General features: G+C 71.1%; 13 protein-coding genes. 6 read left to right on the forward strand and 7 right to left on the reverse strand.

Translation table 11 applies throughout. The annotated features are described in order from the left end of the window. Position 1: 1 nt before the first annotated feature. On the forward strand, positions 2-535 hold the full coding sequence (locus ACEZDG_RS26565) for an alkyl hydroperoxide reductase (protein WP_380513900.1): 534 nt from the start codon (positions 2-4) through the stop codon (positions 533-535). Between the two features lie 15 nt (positions 536-550). Here ACEZDG_RS26565 and ACEZDG_RS26570 read toward each other — a convergent pair whose 3' ends face one another. The 4 genes from ACEZDG_RS26570 to ACEZDG_RS26585 all read right to left on the reverse strand — a co-directional run bounded on the left by ACEZDG_RS26570 (position 551) and on the right by ACEZDG_RS26585 (position 5,603). Then, entirely contained in the window at positions 551-1,954 is a 1,404-nt protein-coding gene (locus tag ACEZDG_RS26570) for an AI-2E family transporter (RefSeq protein ID WP_380513902.1), read from the reverse strand. Between the two features lie 294 nt (positions 1,955-2,248). Further along, positions 2,249-2,929 carry an aggregation-promoting factor C-terminal-like domain-containing protein gene (locus ACEZDG_RS26575; protein WP_380513904.1) on the reverse strand — a complete coding sequence of 227 codons (681 nt, stop codon included), beginning with the start codon at positions 2,927-2,929 and terminating at the stop codon, positions 2,249-2,251. Positions 2,930-3,324: 395 nt separating this feature from the next. After that, the gene (locus tag ACEZDG_RS26580) at positions 3,325-4,656 is read right to left on the reverse strand and encodes a PhoH family protein (RefSeq protein ID WP_380513906.1); all 1,332 of its coding nucleotides are present in this window, start codon (positions 4,654-4,656) and stop codon (positions 3,325-3,327) included. Between the two features lie 152 nt (positions 4,657-4,808). Continuing rightward, positions 4,809-5,603: an isoprenyl transferase gene (locus tag ACEZDG_RS26585; RefSeq protein WP_380513908.1), complete on the reverse strand. Its 795-nt coding sequence runs from the start codon at positions 5,601-5,603 to the stop codon at positions 4,809-4,811. 150 nt (positions 5,604-5,753) lie between these two features. On the opposite strand from ACEZDG_RS26585, the gene mgrA reads away from it, so the two are divergent. After that, the gene (gene mgrA / locus ACEZDG_RS26590) at positions 5,754-6,809 is read left to right on the forward strand and encodes an L-glyceraldehyde 3-phosphate reductase (RefSeq protein WP_380513910.1); all 1,056 of its coding nucleotides are present in this window, start codon (positions 5,754-5,756) and stop codon (positions 6,807-6,809) included. Between the two features lie 209 nt (positions 6,810-7,018). After that, positions 7,019-8,569, forward strand: coding sequence for a chitinase (locus ACEZDG_RS26595; protein WP_380513912.1), 1,551 nt, complete (start codon positions 7,019-7,021; stop codon positions 8,567-8,569). Between the two features lie 17 nt (positions 8,570-8,586). On the opposite strand, the gene ACEZDG_RS26600 is transcribed toward ACEZDG_RS26595, so the two are convergent. Together ACEZDG_RS26600 and ACEZDG_RS26605 are read right to left on the reverse strand one after the other, a co-directional pair. Then, positions 8,587-9,210, reverse strand: a complete 624-nt coding sequence (locus tag ACEZDG_RS26600; protein ID WP_380513914.1) for a prepilin peptidase — start codon at positions 9,208-9,210, stop codon at positions 8,587-8,589. 38 nt (positions 9,211-9,248) lie between these two features. Beyond that, positions 9,249-9,644, reverse strand: a complete 396-nt coding sequence (locus ACEZDG_RS26605) for a RidA family protein (protein WP_380513916.1) — start codon at positions 9,642-9,644, stop codon at positions 9,249-9,251. 95 nt (positions 9,645-9,739) lie between these two features. On the opposite strand from ACEZDG_RS26605, the gene ACEZDG_RS26610 reads away from it, so the two are divergent. Both ACEZDG_RS26610 and ACEZDG_RS26615 read left to right on the forward strand, forming a co-directional pair. Continuing rightward, complete coding sequence (locus ACEZDG_RS26610; RefSeq protein ID WP_380513918.1) at positions 9,740-11,005, forward strand: alanine racemase; 1,266 nt, start codon at positions 9,740-9,742, stop codon at positions 11,003-11,005. Continuing rightward, complete coding sequence (locus ACEZDG_RS26615) at positions 11,005-12,672, forward strand: N-acyl-D-amino-acid deacylase family protein (protein WP_380513920.1); 1,668 nt, start codon at positions 11,005-11,007, stop codon at positions 12,670-12,672. The genes ACEZDG_RS26610 and ACEZDG_RS26615 overlap by 1 nt, the downstream gene beginning before the upstream one ends. On the opposite strand, the gene ACEZDG_RS26620 is transcribed toward ACEZDG_RS26615, so the two are convergent. Beyond that, on the reverse strand, positions 12,669-14,132 hold the full coding sequence (locus ACEZDG_RS26620; RefSeq protein WP_380513922.1) for a cellulase family glycosylhydrolase: 1,464 nt from the start codon (positions 14,130-14,132) through the stop codon (positions 12,669-12,671). The genes ACEZDG_RS26615 and ACEZDG_RS26620 overlap by 4 nt on opposite strands. 155 nt (positions 14,133-14,287) lie before the next feature. Here ACEZDG_RS26620 and ACEZDG_RS26625 point away from each other — a divergent pair, with 155 nt between their 5' ends. Next, entirely contained in the window at positions 14,288-15,046 is a 759-nt protein-coding gene (locus tag ACEZDG_RS26625; RefSeq protein WP_380513924.1) for a hypothetical protein, read from the forward strand. Positions 15,047-15,054 lie beyond the last annotated feature (8 nt).

The raw sequence follows: 15,054 nt of genomic DNA on the forward strand, positions 1-15,054 counted from the left end.
TATGGCCCTCGACGAACTCAAGGCCGCCCTGCCCGACTACGCCAAGGACCTGAAGCTCAACCTCGGCTCGGTGATCGGCAACTCCGACCTCCCGCCGCAGCAGCTCTGGGGCACGGTGCTGGCCTGCGCCATCGCCTCGCGCAGCGAGCGGGTGCTGACCGAGCTGGAGCCGCAGGCCAAGGCGGAGCTGAGCCCCGAGGCGTACACCGCCGCGAAGTCCGCCGCCGCGATGATGGCGATGAACAACGTCTACTACCGGACCCTGCACCTGCTCTCCGACAAGGAGTACGGGACGCTGCGGGCCGGGCTGCGGATGAACGTCATCGGCAACCCCGGCGTGGACAAGGTCGACTACGAGCTGTGGTGCCTCGCGGTCTCCGCGGTCAACGGCTGCGGCCAGTGCCTGGACTCGCACGAGCAGGTGCTGCGCAAGGCCGGGGTGGACCGGGAGGTGGTCCAGGCCGCGATCCGGATCGCCGCCGTGGTCCAGGCCGTCGGCGTCACCCTGGAGGCCGAGGGCCGGATCCAGGGCTGAGGCCGCTCCTGCCGCTCAGTCCTGCGCGTTCGCGGAGCCCCCGCCGGAAGCGGAACCCGGCGGGGGCTCCGGCACGCCCGGCTGCGGCTGGACCGGCGCGGCCGGGTGCTGCTGGGCGGCCAGCAGCGCCGCCCTGACGTCCTCGCCGGCGTGCTGGCGGGCCTTGAGGTAGCCGATGGTGCTGTTGGTCACCGCGACCAGCGGGACCGCGACGACCGCCCCGCCGATGCCGCCGACCACCGAGCCGACGGTCACCGAGAGCACCACCGCGATCGGGTGCACCCGGACCGCGCGGCCCAGGATCAGCGGCTGCAGCAGATGGCCCTCGATCTGCTGCACCACCAGCAGCACCACCAGCACCATCAGCGCGGTGAAGACGCCATGGGTGACCAGGCCGATCAGCACCGCAATGGTCCCGGTGACCAGGGCGCCGACCAGCGGGACGAACGCCCCGAGGAAGATCAGCACCGAGATCGGCACCGCCAGCGGCACCCCCAGCAGGTAGATGCCGATGCCGATGGAGACCGAGTCGATGAAGGCCACCAGCACCGTCCCGCGGACGTACGCGGTGAGCGTGGACCAGGCCCGCGGGCCGGCCCCGGCCATGGCCAGCCGGGCCGGCGGCGGGAACAGCCGGAGCACCCAGCTCCAGATCCGCTCGCCGTCGTAGATCAGGAAGAAGGTGCAGAACGCCGCCAGGAACACCCCGGTCAGGATTTCTATGACGATGCTGACCGTGGAGAAGCCGTAGGAGGTGATCTGGTCGCTGTTGTTGCCGACCGCCTTGGACAGGGTCTGCGCGAACTGGTTGATCTGCTTGTCCGTCAGGTGCATCGGACCGTGCGTCAGCCAGTTCCGGATCTGGGTGATCGCGGTCTGGATGTGGTCGGTGACCTGGTTCAGATTGGTGCTGACCTGCCAGCCGACGAACCAGCCGACCAGGCCGATGCCGATCAGCCCGCTGAGGAAGGTGATCACCGCCGCCAGCGCCCTGGGCACCCCGTGCCGGCGCAGCCAGGCCACGGTGGGCTGCAGCAGTGCGCTTATCAGCAGCGCGGCGATGAAGGCCAGCGCGACGATCCGCAGCGTCTGCACCACCTGGAACAGGACGTACAGGCCGGCGCCGACGATGAGCAGCCGCCAGACGATCTCGGCGGTGACCCGCAGGCTCCACGGCACCGCCTCGACCGGGCTGCTCGACCGGGCCGGGAAGGCCGGGCTCTCGCCCGCCGTCCCGTCCAGCGGCATCCCGGGCGGCAGCGGGCGGCCGTTCGGGAGCGGCGGCGGGTCGTTGCGGTGCTCGGCGGCCTGGACGGCGTGCTCGGCCTCGCGGCGGCGGCGTTCCAGCCGCGCGCCGACCCGTGCCACGACCGAGGCCAGCGCCGCGCGCGGCCGTGCTCCCCTGCCGGCTGGCTCCATCGCTGCTCCCCGCCCCTTCCCACCCCATGTGCGTGCGCTGAGAACGCTACCCGGTGCGGGCGGCGGGGCCAGGGGCGCCCCACCGGGGCCGGGGACGGCGGCGGAGAAGCCAGATCGGACGAATATCGGAAAATCCGGTCATTTTCGACGATATGGGTTTAGCCCCGGGCGGACCGGGGGACGACCAGTCCGAGGCCGCCACGCACACAGCGGCCGGTTCCGTGGGAGAAGTACACGAAGCCCCCGATCGGACAGGGATCGGGGGCTTCAACTTGTCCTCAAGCCGTTCCGGGCTCAGTACGAGTGGTGTACCTGCCAGTAGCTCCACGCGCCGCAGGGGCTGCCGTAGCGGGAGTTCATGTAGGTCAGACCCCATTTGATCTGGGTCTCCGGGTTGGTCCGCCAGTCCGCGCCGGCCGAGGCCATCTTGTCCCCCGGCAGTGCCTGGACCAGGCCGTACGCACCCGAGCTGGGGTTGGTCGCGGTGTAGTTCCAGCCGCTCTCACGGGTGACGATGTTGCTGAAGCACTGGTACTGGGCCTGGCCCACTATGGCCAGCGCCATCGCCTGGACCGAGCCCGGGCTGAAGTTCTTGGTCAGCGTGGCGCGGGCCGCGGCGCGACTGGCCGCCAGCGCGTCGGCGTGGGCCTGCGCGGCGGCCTTGGCTGCCTTGTCCGCGTCCGCCTTGGCCTTGGCCGCGTTCGCGGCCTTGATCCGGGCGGCCTGGTCGGCGGCCTTCTGCGCGGCGGCGTCGGCGTCAGCCTGCTGCGCGTCGGCCTGGCGGGCCAGGTTGTCGACGACCGTCTGGGCGCCGTCGCCGGACGGGATGTCGGCGAGAAGGGTGGATCCTGCCGCGTCGGCGACCTGGGTGGTCGGCTGGGCGGCGCTGCCGCTGGCAACCCCCACCACAGCTCCGACGGCAGTGACGGCGGTGGCTGAGGCCACGGCCACACCCCGTACCGAGATCCGGTTCACACGGTTTCCTTCCAGCGTCGCCCGCGTGGTGACCGGACGGGCGAACTCCGCCCCTGACGCTGGCCTCCCCCTGAACTGGTCACGGGAGACACGGGCCCGGAGCGTCCCGGGGATGCCGGGGCGCCATGGTGCTCGGGCGGCTTGCGGACTGACCGTCAAACAGATGCCCAGTCATACCGCAAGCGGGGCCTGACAGAACCCACACCATGCCCGACCCGGCCCCGCCGACGCAATTCTTACTAACGTGTCGAAACTCACATGGCGGATGGGGCGAAAAGTTCTGCGGATCCCCTGTGGGACGGCTGAGCCCATGGTTACGATCGGGCAACTTTGCCAAAAGAGTGCCGCCGCCCCTGGCTCCAGGGGCGGCGGCACTCTTCGTACAGCGGTCTCCGTCAGAGCTGGATGTCCTCCAGCAGCTCGGTGACCAGCGCCGCGATCGGCGAGCGCTCGGAGCGGTTCAGCGTGATGTGCGCGAACAGCGGATGGCCCTTCAGCTTCTCCACCACCGCGACCACCCCGTCGTACCGGCCCACCCGCAGGTTGTCCCGCTGCGCCACGTCGTGGGTGAGCACCACCCGCGAGCCCTGGCCGATCCGGGACAGGACCGTCAGCAGCACATTGCGTTCCAGCGACTGCGCCTCGTCCACGATCACAAAGGCGTCGTGCAGCGAGCGCCCCCTGATGTGGGTCAGCGGCAGCACCTCGAGCATGCCCCGGGAGAGCACCTCCTCGATCACATCCGGTGTGGTCACCGCGGACAGGGTGTCGAAGACCGCCTGGGCCCAGGGGCTCATCTTGTCCGACTCGGAACCCGGCAGGTATCCCAGATCCTGCCCGCCCACCGCGTACAGCGGCCGGAAGACCATCACCTTGCGGTGCTGCCGGCGCTCCAGCACCGCGTCCAGGCCGGCGCACAGCGCCAGCGCGGACTTCCCGGTGCCGGCCCGGCCGCCCATGGAGACGATTCCGATGTCCGGATCCTGCAGCAGGTCCAGCGCGATGCGCTGCTCCGCGCTGCGTCCGCGGAGGCCGAAGACCTCGCGGTCCCCGCGCACCAGGCGCACCCGGCCGTCCGCGGTGACCCGTCCCAGGGCCTTGCCGCGCTCCGAGGTCAGCACCAGGCCGGTGTGCACCGGCAGGTCCCCGACCTCGGGGATGTCGACGGTCTCGCTGCGCTCGGCCCCGAAGAGGGCGTCCACCTGTTCGCCGCCGATGGCGAGCTCCGTCATCCCGGTCCAGCCGGAGGTGATGGCGAGTTCGGCGCGGTACTCCTCCGCGAGCAGGCCCACCGAGCTGGCCTTCACCCGCATCGGCAGGTCCTTGGAGACGACGGTGACGTCGTAGCCCTCGGCCTGCAGATTGCGGGCGACCGCCAGGATCCGGCTGTCGCTGTCCCCGAGCCGGTAGCCGGCCGGGAGAACGGAAGGATCGGTGTGGTTCAGCTCGACCCGGATCGTGCCGCCCACGTCGCCCACCGGAATCGGGGCGTCGAGCCTGCCGTACCTGACCCGGAAGTCGTCCAGCAGGCGCAGCGCCTGCCGGGCGAAGTAACCGAGCTCCGGATGGTGCCGCTTGGCCTCCAGTTCGGTGACCACCACCACGGGGAGTACGACTTCGTGCTCCTCGAAGCGGGTCATCGCGTTCGGGTCGGCCAGCAGGACGCTGGTGTCGAGGACGTACGTGCGCCGGTCATGCAAACTCCGGCGGCTCTTGGAACTGACCACGAAGCCTCCCGGGCGGACGACCTGCTGTCATCCGCGGCTCACCGATCCCTCGGGCCCCGAGTGGCCGAGCTCACGGTCTGCGTCGGTTATTCCCCCGTGGTAACGAACCCATGCCAACAGAAACGAACTGACGCGTCAACGTCACCAGCTGTTCAACCGCCGTAGCGGCGGTTGCGGGCGGCGTAGTCGCGCAGCGCGCGGAGGAAGTCGACCTTGCGGAAGGCGGGCCAGTAGGCCTCGCAGAAGTAGAACTCGGAGTGCGCGCTCTGCCAGAGCAGGAAGCCGGACAGCCGCTGCTCGCCCGAGGTGCGGATGACCAGGTCCGGATCGGGCTGGCCGCTGGTGTAGAGGTGCCGGGCGATGTGCTCGACGTCGATCATCTCGGCCAGTTGCTCCACCGAGGTGCCCAGCGCGGCCTGCTCCTGCAGCAGCTTGCGGACCGCCTCGGCGATCTCGTGCCGGCCGCCGTAGCCCACCGCGACGTTGACCAGGACGCCGGTGTGCTCCGCGGTGGCCTGCTCGGCGTCCTTGAGCACGGCGGCGAGCTGCTCGGGCAGCAGGTCCAGCGCGCCGACCGGGTGCACCTTCCAGTTGCTGCCGGGGGCGGCCAGGTCGCGGACCGCCTCCTCGATGATGCCGAGCAGCGGGAGCAGTTCCTCCTTGGGGCGGCTGAGGTTGTCGGTGGACAGCATCCACAGGGTGACCACCTCGACGCCCACCTCCTCGCACCAGCCGAGGAAGTCGGGGATCTTGTCCGCGCCGCTCTGGTGGCCGTCCACGGTGGACATGCCGGCGGCTCTGGCCCAGCGGCGGTTCCCGTCGAGCATCACGCCGACGTGGCGCGGGACATGGGCGTGGTCGAGGTGCGCCTCGACGCGTCGCCCGTACAGGCCGTAGGTCAGCTGCCGGAGCACCGGCGCGCGGCGGATCACCCTGCCCAGATCCATGGTTTTTGTAGCCCCTCCACTGCTCGCCCCCGGGGTGGTCACCCTACTCCGGACACGGAGGACGTCCTACATCCGGGAGCACCGCGGGACTATTGTTCAACCAGCTGACAAAATCACCCACCTGTTGTTCGCACGAGAGGCGTCACCCCGATGATCCCAGCTCCGTACCGGGCTGCCGAGACCCGCTATGAACCGCTTTCCAACGCTGGATCGATGGCCTACCGCAGGACCGGCCGCAGCGGTCTGAAGCTGCCCGAGATCTCGCTCGGCCTGTGGCACAACTTCGGCGACGACAAGCCGTTCGCGACGCAGCGGGCGATCCTGCGCCGCGCCTTCGACCTCGGCATCACCCACTTCGACCTGGCCAACAACTACGGCCCCCAGTACGGGGCGGCGGAGGCCAACTTCGGCCGGCACCTGGCGGCGGACTTCCGCCCGTACCGGGACGAGCTGGTCATCTCCACCAAGGCCGGGTACGACATGTGGCCGGGCCCGTACGGCGAGTGGGGCTCGCGCAAGTACCTGACCGCGAGCCTGGACCAGTCGCTGCAGCGGATGGGCCTGGACTACGTCGACATCTTCTACTCGCACCGCTTCGACCCGGACACCCCGCTGGAGGAGACGATGGGCGCGCTGGCGACCGCCGTCCGCCAGGGCAAGGCGCTCTACGCCGGCATCTCCTCGTACAGCGCGGAGAACACCCTCAAGGCATCCGCGATCCTGCGCGACCTCGGGGTGCCGCTGCTGATCCACCAGCCCTCCTACTCCATGCTGAACCGCTGGACCGAGGAGGACGGCCTGCTGGACGTGCTGGAGGCGGAGGGGGCCGGCTGCATCGGCTTCGCGCCGCTGGCGCAGGGGCTGCTCACCGACCGCTACCTGAACGGCATTCCGGCCGACTCCCGGGCGGCCCAGGGCAAGTCGCTGGACCCCGCGGCGATCAACGAGCAGACCCTGTTCAAGCTGCGGGCGCTGAACGACATCGCCGCCAAGCGCGGCCAGTCGCTGGCCCAACTGGCGCTGAGCTGGCTGCTGCGCGACCCGCGGATGACCTCCGCGCTGATCGGCGCCTCGTCGGTGACCCAGCTCGAAACGAATGTGGCCGCGCTGCAGGGACCGGAGCTGACGGACTCGGAACTGGCCGAGATCGACCGCTACGCCACCGAGGCGGACATCAACATCTGGTCGGCCTCCAGCGAGGGCTGATTTCGCATTCGATTGGTACAGACCGCATGTGGAAGATCCCTTCCATGTGCGGTCTGTACCATTTTGGCGATCAACGTGCCTGGTGGGGGTTGTTTTAACGGGACCTTAAGAGCCGACGGGTGCTCTTGACACGGCTACTGGTCTAGTCCAACTTGTGGGTCAAGCGTCATCTGCTGTCTTCCCCTCCCCCACATTGAGGACAGAAATCCATGGCTTCCCCTCGCCGCGCCATCGGCGCAGTCACCGCCTGTGCCACCGTCATCGGTCTCGGCGTCGCCGGACTGGCCGCCTTCACCGGTGGCGCCAGCGCCGACACCGTCAACCTGGTGGCGAACCCCGGCTTCGAGACCGGCACGCTCTCCAACTGGAGCTGTAGCGCCGGCACCGCGTCCGTGGTCTCCAGCCCGGTCCACTCCGGCACCCACGCCCTCTCCGCGGCCCCCACCAGCGGCGACACCGCGCAGTGCACCCAGACCATCAGTGTGCAGCCCAACTCCTCGTACTCGCTCAGCTCCTGGGTCCAGGGCCCCTACGTCTACCTGGGCACCAGCGGGGACGGGACCACGGACGTCAGCACCTGGTCCAACAGCAGCTCCTGGAACCAGCTCAGCACCACCTTCAAGACCGGTGCGTCGACCACCAGCGTGACCATCTACCTGCACGGCTGGTACGGCCAGGGCGCCTACAACGCCGACGACGTGACGCTGAGCGGCGCGGCCGGTGCGACCACCGCACCCCCCACCACCGCGCCGCCGACGACGGCCCCGCCGACCACCGCCCCGCCCACCACCGCGCCCCCCACCACGGCTCCGCCGACGACCGCGCCGCCGACCACCGCGCCGCCCACGACCACGCCGCCGACGACCGGGAAGCACCTGGTCACCGGCTACTGGCAGGACTTCGACAACGGCGCGACCGACCAGAAGATCAGCGACGTCAACTCGGCCTACGACATCATCGCGGTGTCCTTCGCCACCGCCGACCCGAGCAGCACCGGCGGCATCACCTTCTCGCTCGACCCGACCCTGCAGAGCAAGCTCGGCGGTTACACCGACGCCCAGTTCAAGGCCGACATCGCCGCCAAGCACGCCGCGGGCAAGAAGGTGGTCATCTCGGTCGGCGGCCAGAACGGCACCATCAGCGTCGCCAGCTCCGCCGCCGCGACCAACTTCGCCAACAGCGCCTACGCGCTGATGCAGACCTACGGCTTCGACGGGGTCGACATCGACCTGGAGAACGGCCTCAATCCGACCTACATGGCGCAGGCCCTGCACTCCCTGGCGAGCAAGGCCGGCTCCGGCTTCGTGCTCACCATGGCCCCGCAGACCATCGACATGCTGAGCGCCGGCTCGGACTACCTGGCGACCGCACTGGCCGTCAAGGACGTGCTGACGATCGTCAACACCCAGTACTACAACTCGGGTTCGATGAACGGCTGTGACGGCGGCGTCTACAGCCAGGGCACCGTGGACTTCATCACCTCGATGGTCTGCACCGCCATCCAGGCCGGGCTCAAGCCCGCCCAGGTCGGCATCGGCGTCCCGGCCTCGTCCAGCGCGGCGGGCAGCGGCTATGTCGCGCCGAGCGTGGTCGAGAACGCCCTCAACTGCATCGCCAAGGGCACCAACTGCGGTACCTACAAGCCGACCACCCTCTGGCCGTCGATCGGCGGCGTGATGACCTGGTCGACCGCCTGGGACGCCAAGAACGGCAACCAGTTCGCCCTGAACGAGGGTGCGTTCGTCCACGCGATGCCGTAACTGCCCCTGCCTGAGGGCTAGGAGCTGAGCGCGACCGCGAGGAGCGTGCCCAGCAGCAGGAACGGACCGAAGGGGAGCTCGTCGCGACGCCCGGCTCGGCGCGCGACGAGCTTTCCCATTCCGTAGAGCCCGGCGAGCAGGAAGCCGAGCACGCAGCCCTCGAAGAGGGTGCGGAAGCCGTACCAGCCGAGGACGGCGCCGACCGTGAGCCCCAGGGCGGCGTCGCCCCGGCCGAACGGGAGCAGCAGCGCCATCACCCAGAACACCGCCCAGAGCGCCAGCGCCCCGTACAGGGCGTTCAGCGCGGACCCGGTGCGGTCACCGGCGAACCATGCGACCGCGAGCAGCAGCAGCGCTCCGGCCGCCGAGGGGTAGGTGAGCCGGCGCGGCAGCCGGTGCTCGGCGACGTCGACCAGCGACAACGGGACCGCGAAGGCGGCGGCCCAGAGCAGCGCCAGCACGTGCCAGTGGTAGCCGCAGGCGGCGGCGGTGGCGCCGAGCGCGGCGACGGAGAGCAGCAGGACCCGGAGCGGCGAGGGCAGCGACTCCGTGTGGAGACCGGCCTCGCGCCGTACCCGCTGGTGCACCGCGGCCCCGGCGCCGCCTCCCAGCACCACCACGAACGCATAGGTCCCGAGCATGTCGACTCCCCTTCGACGGCATCGGAGCCAAACTACTCTCAGCCGGTGACGGCCAGGGCGTCGATCTCGACCAGCAGGCCGGCCGGGAGGCCGACGTAGACCGTGGTGCGGGCCGGGTAGCCGCCCTCGGGCAGCGCCTTGGCGAACCACTCGTCGTAGGCGGCGTTGAGCTCGGCGAAGTGCGCGGTGTCGGTGAGGTAGACCCGCACCATGATCACGTCGGCCCAGCCGGACCCGCCCGCGACCAGCACGGACTCGACGTTGCGCAGGGTCTGGTCGATCTGCTCGCGCAGCCCGGGGCCGACCGGGACGCTGGTCGCCGGGTCGAATCCGACCTGGCCGGCGACCTGCAGCAGGCCGCCCTTGGCGACACCCTGGGAGAAACTGGCGATCGGGGTCGGGGCCTGGTCGGTGCGGACGACGGACTTGCTCATGGTGCTGCTCCTCAAGATCGTGGGGCTGTACGGGTCAACCCCTGTGCGGCAGGATATGCAATGACCGTTGCAACACACGCAATACCAGGAGCCCCATGGACCTCGCCGCCCTCAAGGACCTCGGCAGCACCCCTGTCGACTGGCGATTCAAGGGCCTGCCGCCCCGCTCGGCCGGCCTGACCGTGGCCGAGCTGACGGCGGAGCGGGCGAACCTGTTCCGCGACGGGTTCACCACTCCCCTGCTCACCCTGGACGCCGACGCGCTGCGGCACAACCTGGAGCTGATGGCCCGCTGGACCGCCGCCCACGACCTGGCCTTCGCCCCGCACGGCAAGACGCCGCTGGCCCCGCAGCTCTACCAGCGGCAGCTGGCCCTGGGCGCCTGGGGGATCACCGCCGCCGTCCCCTCGCACCTGCGGATGTACCGGGCCTTCGGCCTGCAGCGGATCTTCCTCGCCAATGAGCTGGTGGACGCCGCCGCGCTGGCCTGGCTCGCCGCCGAACTGGACGCCGACCCCGGGTTCCGCTTCGTCTGCTACGTCGACTCGGTGCGCGGGGTGGAACTGATGGAGCAGGTCCCCGGCACCCGTCCGGTGGACGTGGTGGTCGAGCTGGGCGCGGAGGGCGCCAGGACCGGCGTCCGGGGCGTGCAGGCCGCGCTGGAGCTGGCCGCACGGGTGGCGGCCAGCGGCAGGCTGCGCCTGGTGGGCGCGGCCGGCTACGAGGGCACCATCGACCCCGGCGCCGACGACCGGGCCCCGATCCGGGCCTGGCTGGCCGACCTGGTCGAGCTGGCCCGCCTGATCGACGCGGCGGGCCACTTCCGGCAGGCGGACGAGATCGTCGTCAGCGCCGGCGGCAGCGAGCACTTCGACCTGGTCGCCGAGGCGCTGACCGCCGACGCGCTGCGGCTCTCCCGGCCGGTGCTGCGGCTGCTGCGCAGCGGCGCGTACGTCACCCACGACCATGTCCACTACGCCGCGATCACCCCGCTGCACGCCCCCGCCGAGACGCTGCGCCCGGCGCTGCGGCTCTGGGCCCAGGTGGTGTCCCGCCCGGAGCCGGGCCTCGCGCTGCTGAACGCCGGGAAGCGCGACCTCTCCTACGACCTGGGCCTGCCGGTGCCCACCCTGGTCCGCGACCCGGCCACCGGCGAGGTCCGCCCGGCGGCCGGACTGTCCGTCAGCAAGCTCTCCGACCAGCACACGTTCATGGCGGTCGGGCCGGGCGCCGCGCTGGAGGTCGGCGACTGGGTCGCGCTGGGCCTGTCCCACCCCTGCACCGTCTTCGAGAAGTGGCAGCTCATCCCCGAGGTCGAGGCGGACGGCACGGTCAGCGACTACATCCGCACCTTCTTCTGATGCCGGCCGAGGTCTCGGACGAGGGTCCGGCCGGCGGCCTGGTGGTCCGCGGCGCCCTGGTGGTCGACGGCTCCGGCGGCACGCCCTACCGCGCCGACGCGCTGATCGGGGACGGCCTGATCCGGGAGATCCACCGCGAGGGCGACCCCGGCCCCCGCCCCGCCGCCGCCCGTGCCATCGAGGCCGACGGCCTCGCGCTGACCCCCGGCTTCATCGACATGCACGCCCACTCCGACCTGGCCCTGCTGACCGACCCCGGCCACGAGGCCAAGGCCGCCCAGGGGGTGACCCTGGAGGTGCTGGGCCAGGACGGCCTGTCCTACGCCCCGGTCGACGACAGCACCCTGCCCGGGCTGCGCCGGCAACTGGCCGGCTGGAACGGCGAGCCGCCCGGTCTCGACTGGTCCTGGCGCGGCGTCGGCGAGTACCTGGACCGGCTGGACGCGGGCCCGCAGGGCCGGGGCCTGGCCGTCAACGCCGCCTACCTGGTCCCGCACGGCACCCTGCGCGCCCTGGTCCTGGGCTGGGAGGACCGCAGGGCCACCGCCGCGGAGACCGCGCTGATGAACCGTCAGCTGGCACTCGCCCTGGAGCAGGGGGCGGTCGGACTCTCCGCCGGGCTCAGCTACTCCCCCGGGATGTACGCCGACACCGGGGAACTGGTCTCGCTCTGCCGCACCGTCGCGGCCCACGACGGCTACTTCTCGCCGCACCACCGCTCCTACGGCGCCCACGCGCTGGACGCCTACGCCGAGATGATCGAGGTCGCCCGCCGCTCGGGCTGCGCCCTGCACCTGGCCCACGCCACCATGAACTTCCAGGTCAACGCCGGCCGTGCCGATGAGCTGACGGCGCTGCTGGACGCGGCGCTGGCCGACGGGGTGGACCTGACCCTGGACACCTACCCCTACCTCCCCGGCTCCACCACCCTGGCCGCGCTGCTGCCCGGCTGGGCCACCGCGGGCGGCCCCGAGCGGACCCTGGCCCGGCTGGCCGACCCGGCCGCGCGGGCCGCGATCCGCACCGCACTGGAGCAGCAGGGCTCCGACGGCTGCCACGGGGTGGTGGCCGACTGGGACACCGTGCAGATCAGCGGGGTGCGCAATCCGGCGCTGCGCCCCGCGGTCGGCCTGACGGTCAGTCAACTGGCGCGCCGGGACCGGGTCGAGCCCTTCGCCGCCTATGTCGCCCTGCTGCGCGAGGACAGCCTGGGGACCACCATCCTGCAGCACGTCGGCGACGAGCAGAACGTCCGTACGATCATGCGCCACCCGGCGCACACCGGGGGCAGCGACGGGCTGCTGGTCGGCGACCGCCCGCACCCCCGGGCCTGGGGCACCTTCCCCCGCTACCTGGGGCACTACGTCCGCGAGCAGGGCGTGCTCGGCCTCGCCGAGTGCGTCCAGCACCTCAGTGCCCGGCCGGCCCGGCGGCTGCGGCTGCCGGACCGGGGCCTGGTCCGCAGCGGCTACCGGGCCGACCTGGTGCTGCTCGACCCGGACACGGTCGCCGCCGGAGCCAGCTACGAGCAGCCCCGCACCCCGCCGACCGGCATCCCCTACGTGCTGGTGGACGGCGTCCCGGTGGTCGACGACCACCGCCGCACCGGCGCCACCCCCGGACGCTCCGTCAGAAGGTCTCCAACTGGGGTCAGTTGGCCGATCTAGTTGGCCGGGGTGACCACCAGGGTGTGCACCAGGCCGGCCTGCTTGGGGACGGTCACCGACAGGATGTGGGTCTTCGGGTTCCAGTGGGTCAGCGGGCTGCCGACGCCGTTGAGGTCGATCTGACCGCCGTTCGGGAAGTCCGAGGGCGGCAGGTAGACGTCGGTGCTGCCGGTGACCCCGGGCTTGTCGGTCCAGCTCACGGTGAGCTGGAGGGTGGGCTTGTCGTAGGAGAACGACACCGGTTCACCGGCGATGGCGCGCGGATAGGCGGTCTGCAGCACCGAGGCGATCGGGGCCGGCTGGCCCGGCTTGGTCCACGGCGACCAGGGCCCGGGGTCGCTGGACCAGTACGCCTCGCCGATCATCATCTGGTCCAGCACCGACTGGACCTTGTCGACGTAGAGGTGCGCGCTCGGCTCGGTCGCGTCCAGGCCCCACTCGCCGAGCAGCACCGGGGCGTCCAGGCGCTGGGCGGTGCGCTCCACCTGGATGGTCCAGGAGGCTATCGAACGGTCCGTCAGAAAGGCGCTGGTGCCGCTGTAGGTGCTGCCGCTGTCGATCGGCTGGGGGTAGAGGTGCGGCGCGTAGCCGATCCTGGCCTCGCCACTGCGCGGGTCGGTCAGCCGGGGCAGCGCGCTGGGCATGGCCCAGTTGGCGGAGACCGCCTCCGGCTCGACGAACAGCCAGTGGCTGCTGTCCACGGTCCTGATGCCGTCGATGGTGCGCTGGTAGAAGGCGGCCAGCGGCCCCGACTCGAAGGCCGGGCCCTGCACCGAGCCGCCCCAGGGCTCGTTCATCAGGTCGTAGCCGATGACGGCGGTATTGCCGGCGAAGTACTTGGCCACCTGCTCCCAGGCGGCGACGTACTGCTGCTGGTACTCGGGGTGGTCCGGGCGGGTGCCCCAGAACTCGTCGAAGGCGTGCACCACGCCGGGCTGGGTGTAGGTCAGCTCCCAGGGGCTCTGCGGCTTGACCGGCTGCCCGCCGGAGTCGGTGGCCCAGGCGGGCGCCCCGTTGCCGTCGACGGCCGGGCCGTAGACGTCCTGGTGCATGTCCAGCAGCACCTGGTAGCCCTTGGCCTGGTACCAGGCCACCCGCTGGGCGACCTCGGCCAGGTAGTGCTGGTCGAAGACCCCCGGCGAGGGCTCGACCTGGCGCCACTGGATCAGATAGCGGACGAAATCGGTACCCAGAGTGTTGTATTCCTGGGCGACCCCGGGCTTGGTGATCCACGGCATTCCGTCGGCCGAGTTCTTGGCACTGCTCGAGGTGTTCAGTCCGTACAGGATCAGTGCGCGGCCCTGGGCGTCCGTGATGAATCGTTCATGCCACGGCCCCGGGCCGCTACCGACCACCGAACCCTTGGGGCCCATGGCCGCCAGCAGCCCCACCGCACAGGCCAGAACCACCAGGTTCACCAGCCATCGCCGCAGCCGCACCGCTATCCCCACGCCCCGCATGCCCCGCCCCCATCGTGCTGATCTGGGAGATCCTAGATCGCGGGAACCCTACATCCCAGGCTTTCCATGTCCTGATTCTGTACCGGAATCCCCGTTCCTCGGGATTCCCTGGGATTCGCTGTCCAGACACCCGGCCACCGGGCTAGAGTCCGCCCATGGCCATGATCCAGCTTCAGCCTGCCCGCATTCGCGGCGCCCTGGTGCGCGCACTGAGACGGGCGCTCACGGCGACCCTGACGGGCCGTAGGGTCGCCTTCGCCGGCGGCCTGGTGACGCTGTTGATGGTACTGCTGTTCGGACTAGACCCGCTGTTGTTCTGGGCCACCTCGCACCACGGCTACCTGCTGATACCCAGCTCCCTCGGGGTGCCCTTCCTGCTGCCCGGGCTGCGCTTCGCCCGCTTCGCCGACGAGAGCTGGGCCGCGCTGGGCTGCGAGGACTTCGCCGCGCTGCTGATGGTGCTGACGGTGGTTCGGATCCTGGCCCGGCACCGCCGCACCTACCCCAGTTCGGGCCGGCTGCACCGGTTCCTGGTCGGCTGGGGTGCGCTGATGCTGGGCGGCCTGCTGGCCGGCGCCTTCCGCGGCATCGCGGTGGCCAGGACCGTGGACGGCGGCCCGCTGGCCTACTTCGGCTACCCGGCGCTCGGCGCGGCCTTCGGCGTGCTCTGGTGCCTGCTGCTCGGCTGGATCCCCGGCCTGGCCGCCGTGTTCGCGGTGCTGCCCAGCGCCGCGGTGGACCGGGCCAGGGAGTGGTGGGTGGAGAGCGGCCGACTGATCCTGGCCTATCTGCTCGAACCGGCCGTCGAACAGATCCGCAGCTGGCGCGGCGGCGGACGGGCCGAGCTGGCCCTGCGGCGACTCGACCTGACAGACGACGAAAATCACAGCGCGCGGGGCGACGCCGCCCCGTAGGGTACGGA

The sequence above is a fragment of the Streptacidiphilus alkalitolerans genome (assembly GCF_042511045.1).
GTDB lineage: Bacteria > Actinomycetota > Actinomycetes > Streptomycetales > Streptomycetaceae > Streptacidiphilus > Streptacidiphilus alkalitolerans.

Bases quoted from the DNA above. Each gene is read 5' to 3' on its own strand.
- ACEZDG_RS26565 (WP_380513900.1), top strand. From the start codon at position 2: ATGGCCCTCGACGAACTCAAGGCCGCCCTGCCCGACTACGCCAAGGAC.
- ACEZDG_RS26570 (WP_380513902.1), bottom strand. From the start codon at position 1,954: ATGGAGCCAGCCGGCAGGGGAGCACGGCCGCGCGCGGCGCTGGCCTCG.
- ACEZDG_RS26585 (WP_380513908.1), bottom strand. From the start codon at position 5,603: ATGGATCTGGGCAGGGTGATCCGCCGCGCGCCGGTGCTCCGGCAGCTG.
- mgrA (WP_380513910.1), top strand. From the start codon at position 5,754: ATGATCCCAGCTCCGTACCGGGCTGCCGAGACCCGCTATGAACCGCTT.
- ACEZDG_RS26595 (WP_380513912.1), top strand. From the start codon at position 7,019: ATGGCTTCCCCTCGCCGCGCCATCGGCGCAGTCACCGCCTGTGCCACC.
- ACEZDG_RS26600 (WP_380513914.1), bottom strand. From the start codon at position 9,210: ATGCTCGGGACCTATGCGTTCGTGGTGGTGCTGGGAGGCGGCGCCGGG.
- ACEZDG_RS26605 (WP_380513916.1), bottom strand. From the start codon at position 9,644: ATGAGCAAGTCCGTCGTCCGCACCGACCAGGCCCCGACCCCGATCGCC.
- ACEZDG_RS26610 (WP_380513918.1), top strand. From the start codon at position 9,740: ATGGACCTCGCCGCCCTCAAGGACCTCGGCAGCACCCCTGTCGACTGG.
- ACEZDG_RS26615 (WP_380513920.1), top strand. From the start codon at position 11,005: ATGCCGGCCGAGGTCTCGGACGAGGGTCCGGCCGGCGGCCTGGTGGTC.
- ACEZDG_RS26620 (WP_380513922.1), bottom strand. From the start codon at position 14,132: ATGCGGGGCGTGGGGATAGCGGTGCGGCTGCGGCGATGGCTGGTGAAC.
- ACEZDG_RS26625 (WP_380513924.1), top strand. From the start codon at position 14,288: ATGGCCATGATCCAGCTTCAGCCTGCCCGCATTCGCGGCGCCCTGGTG.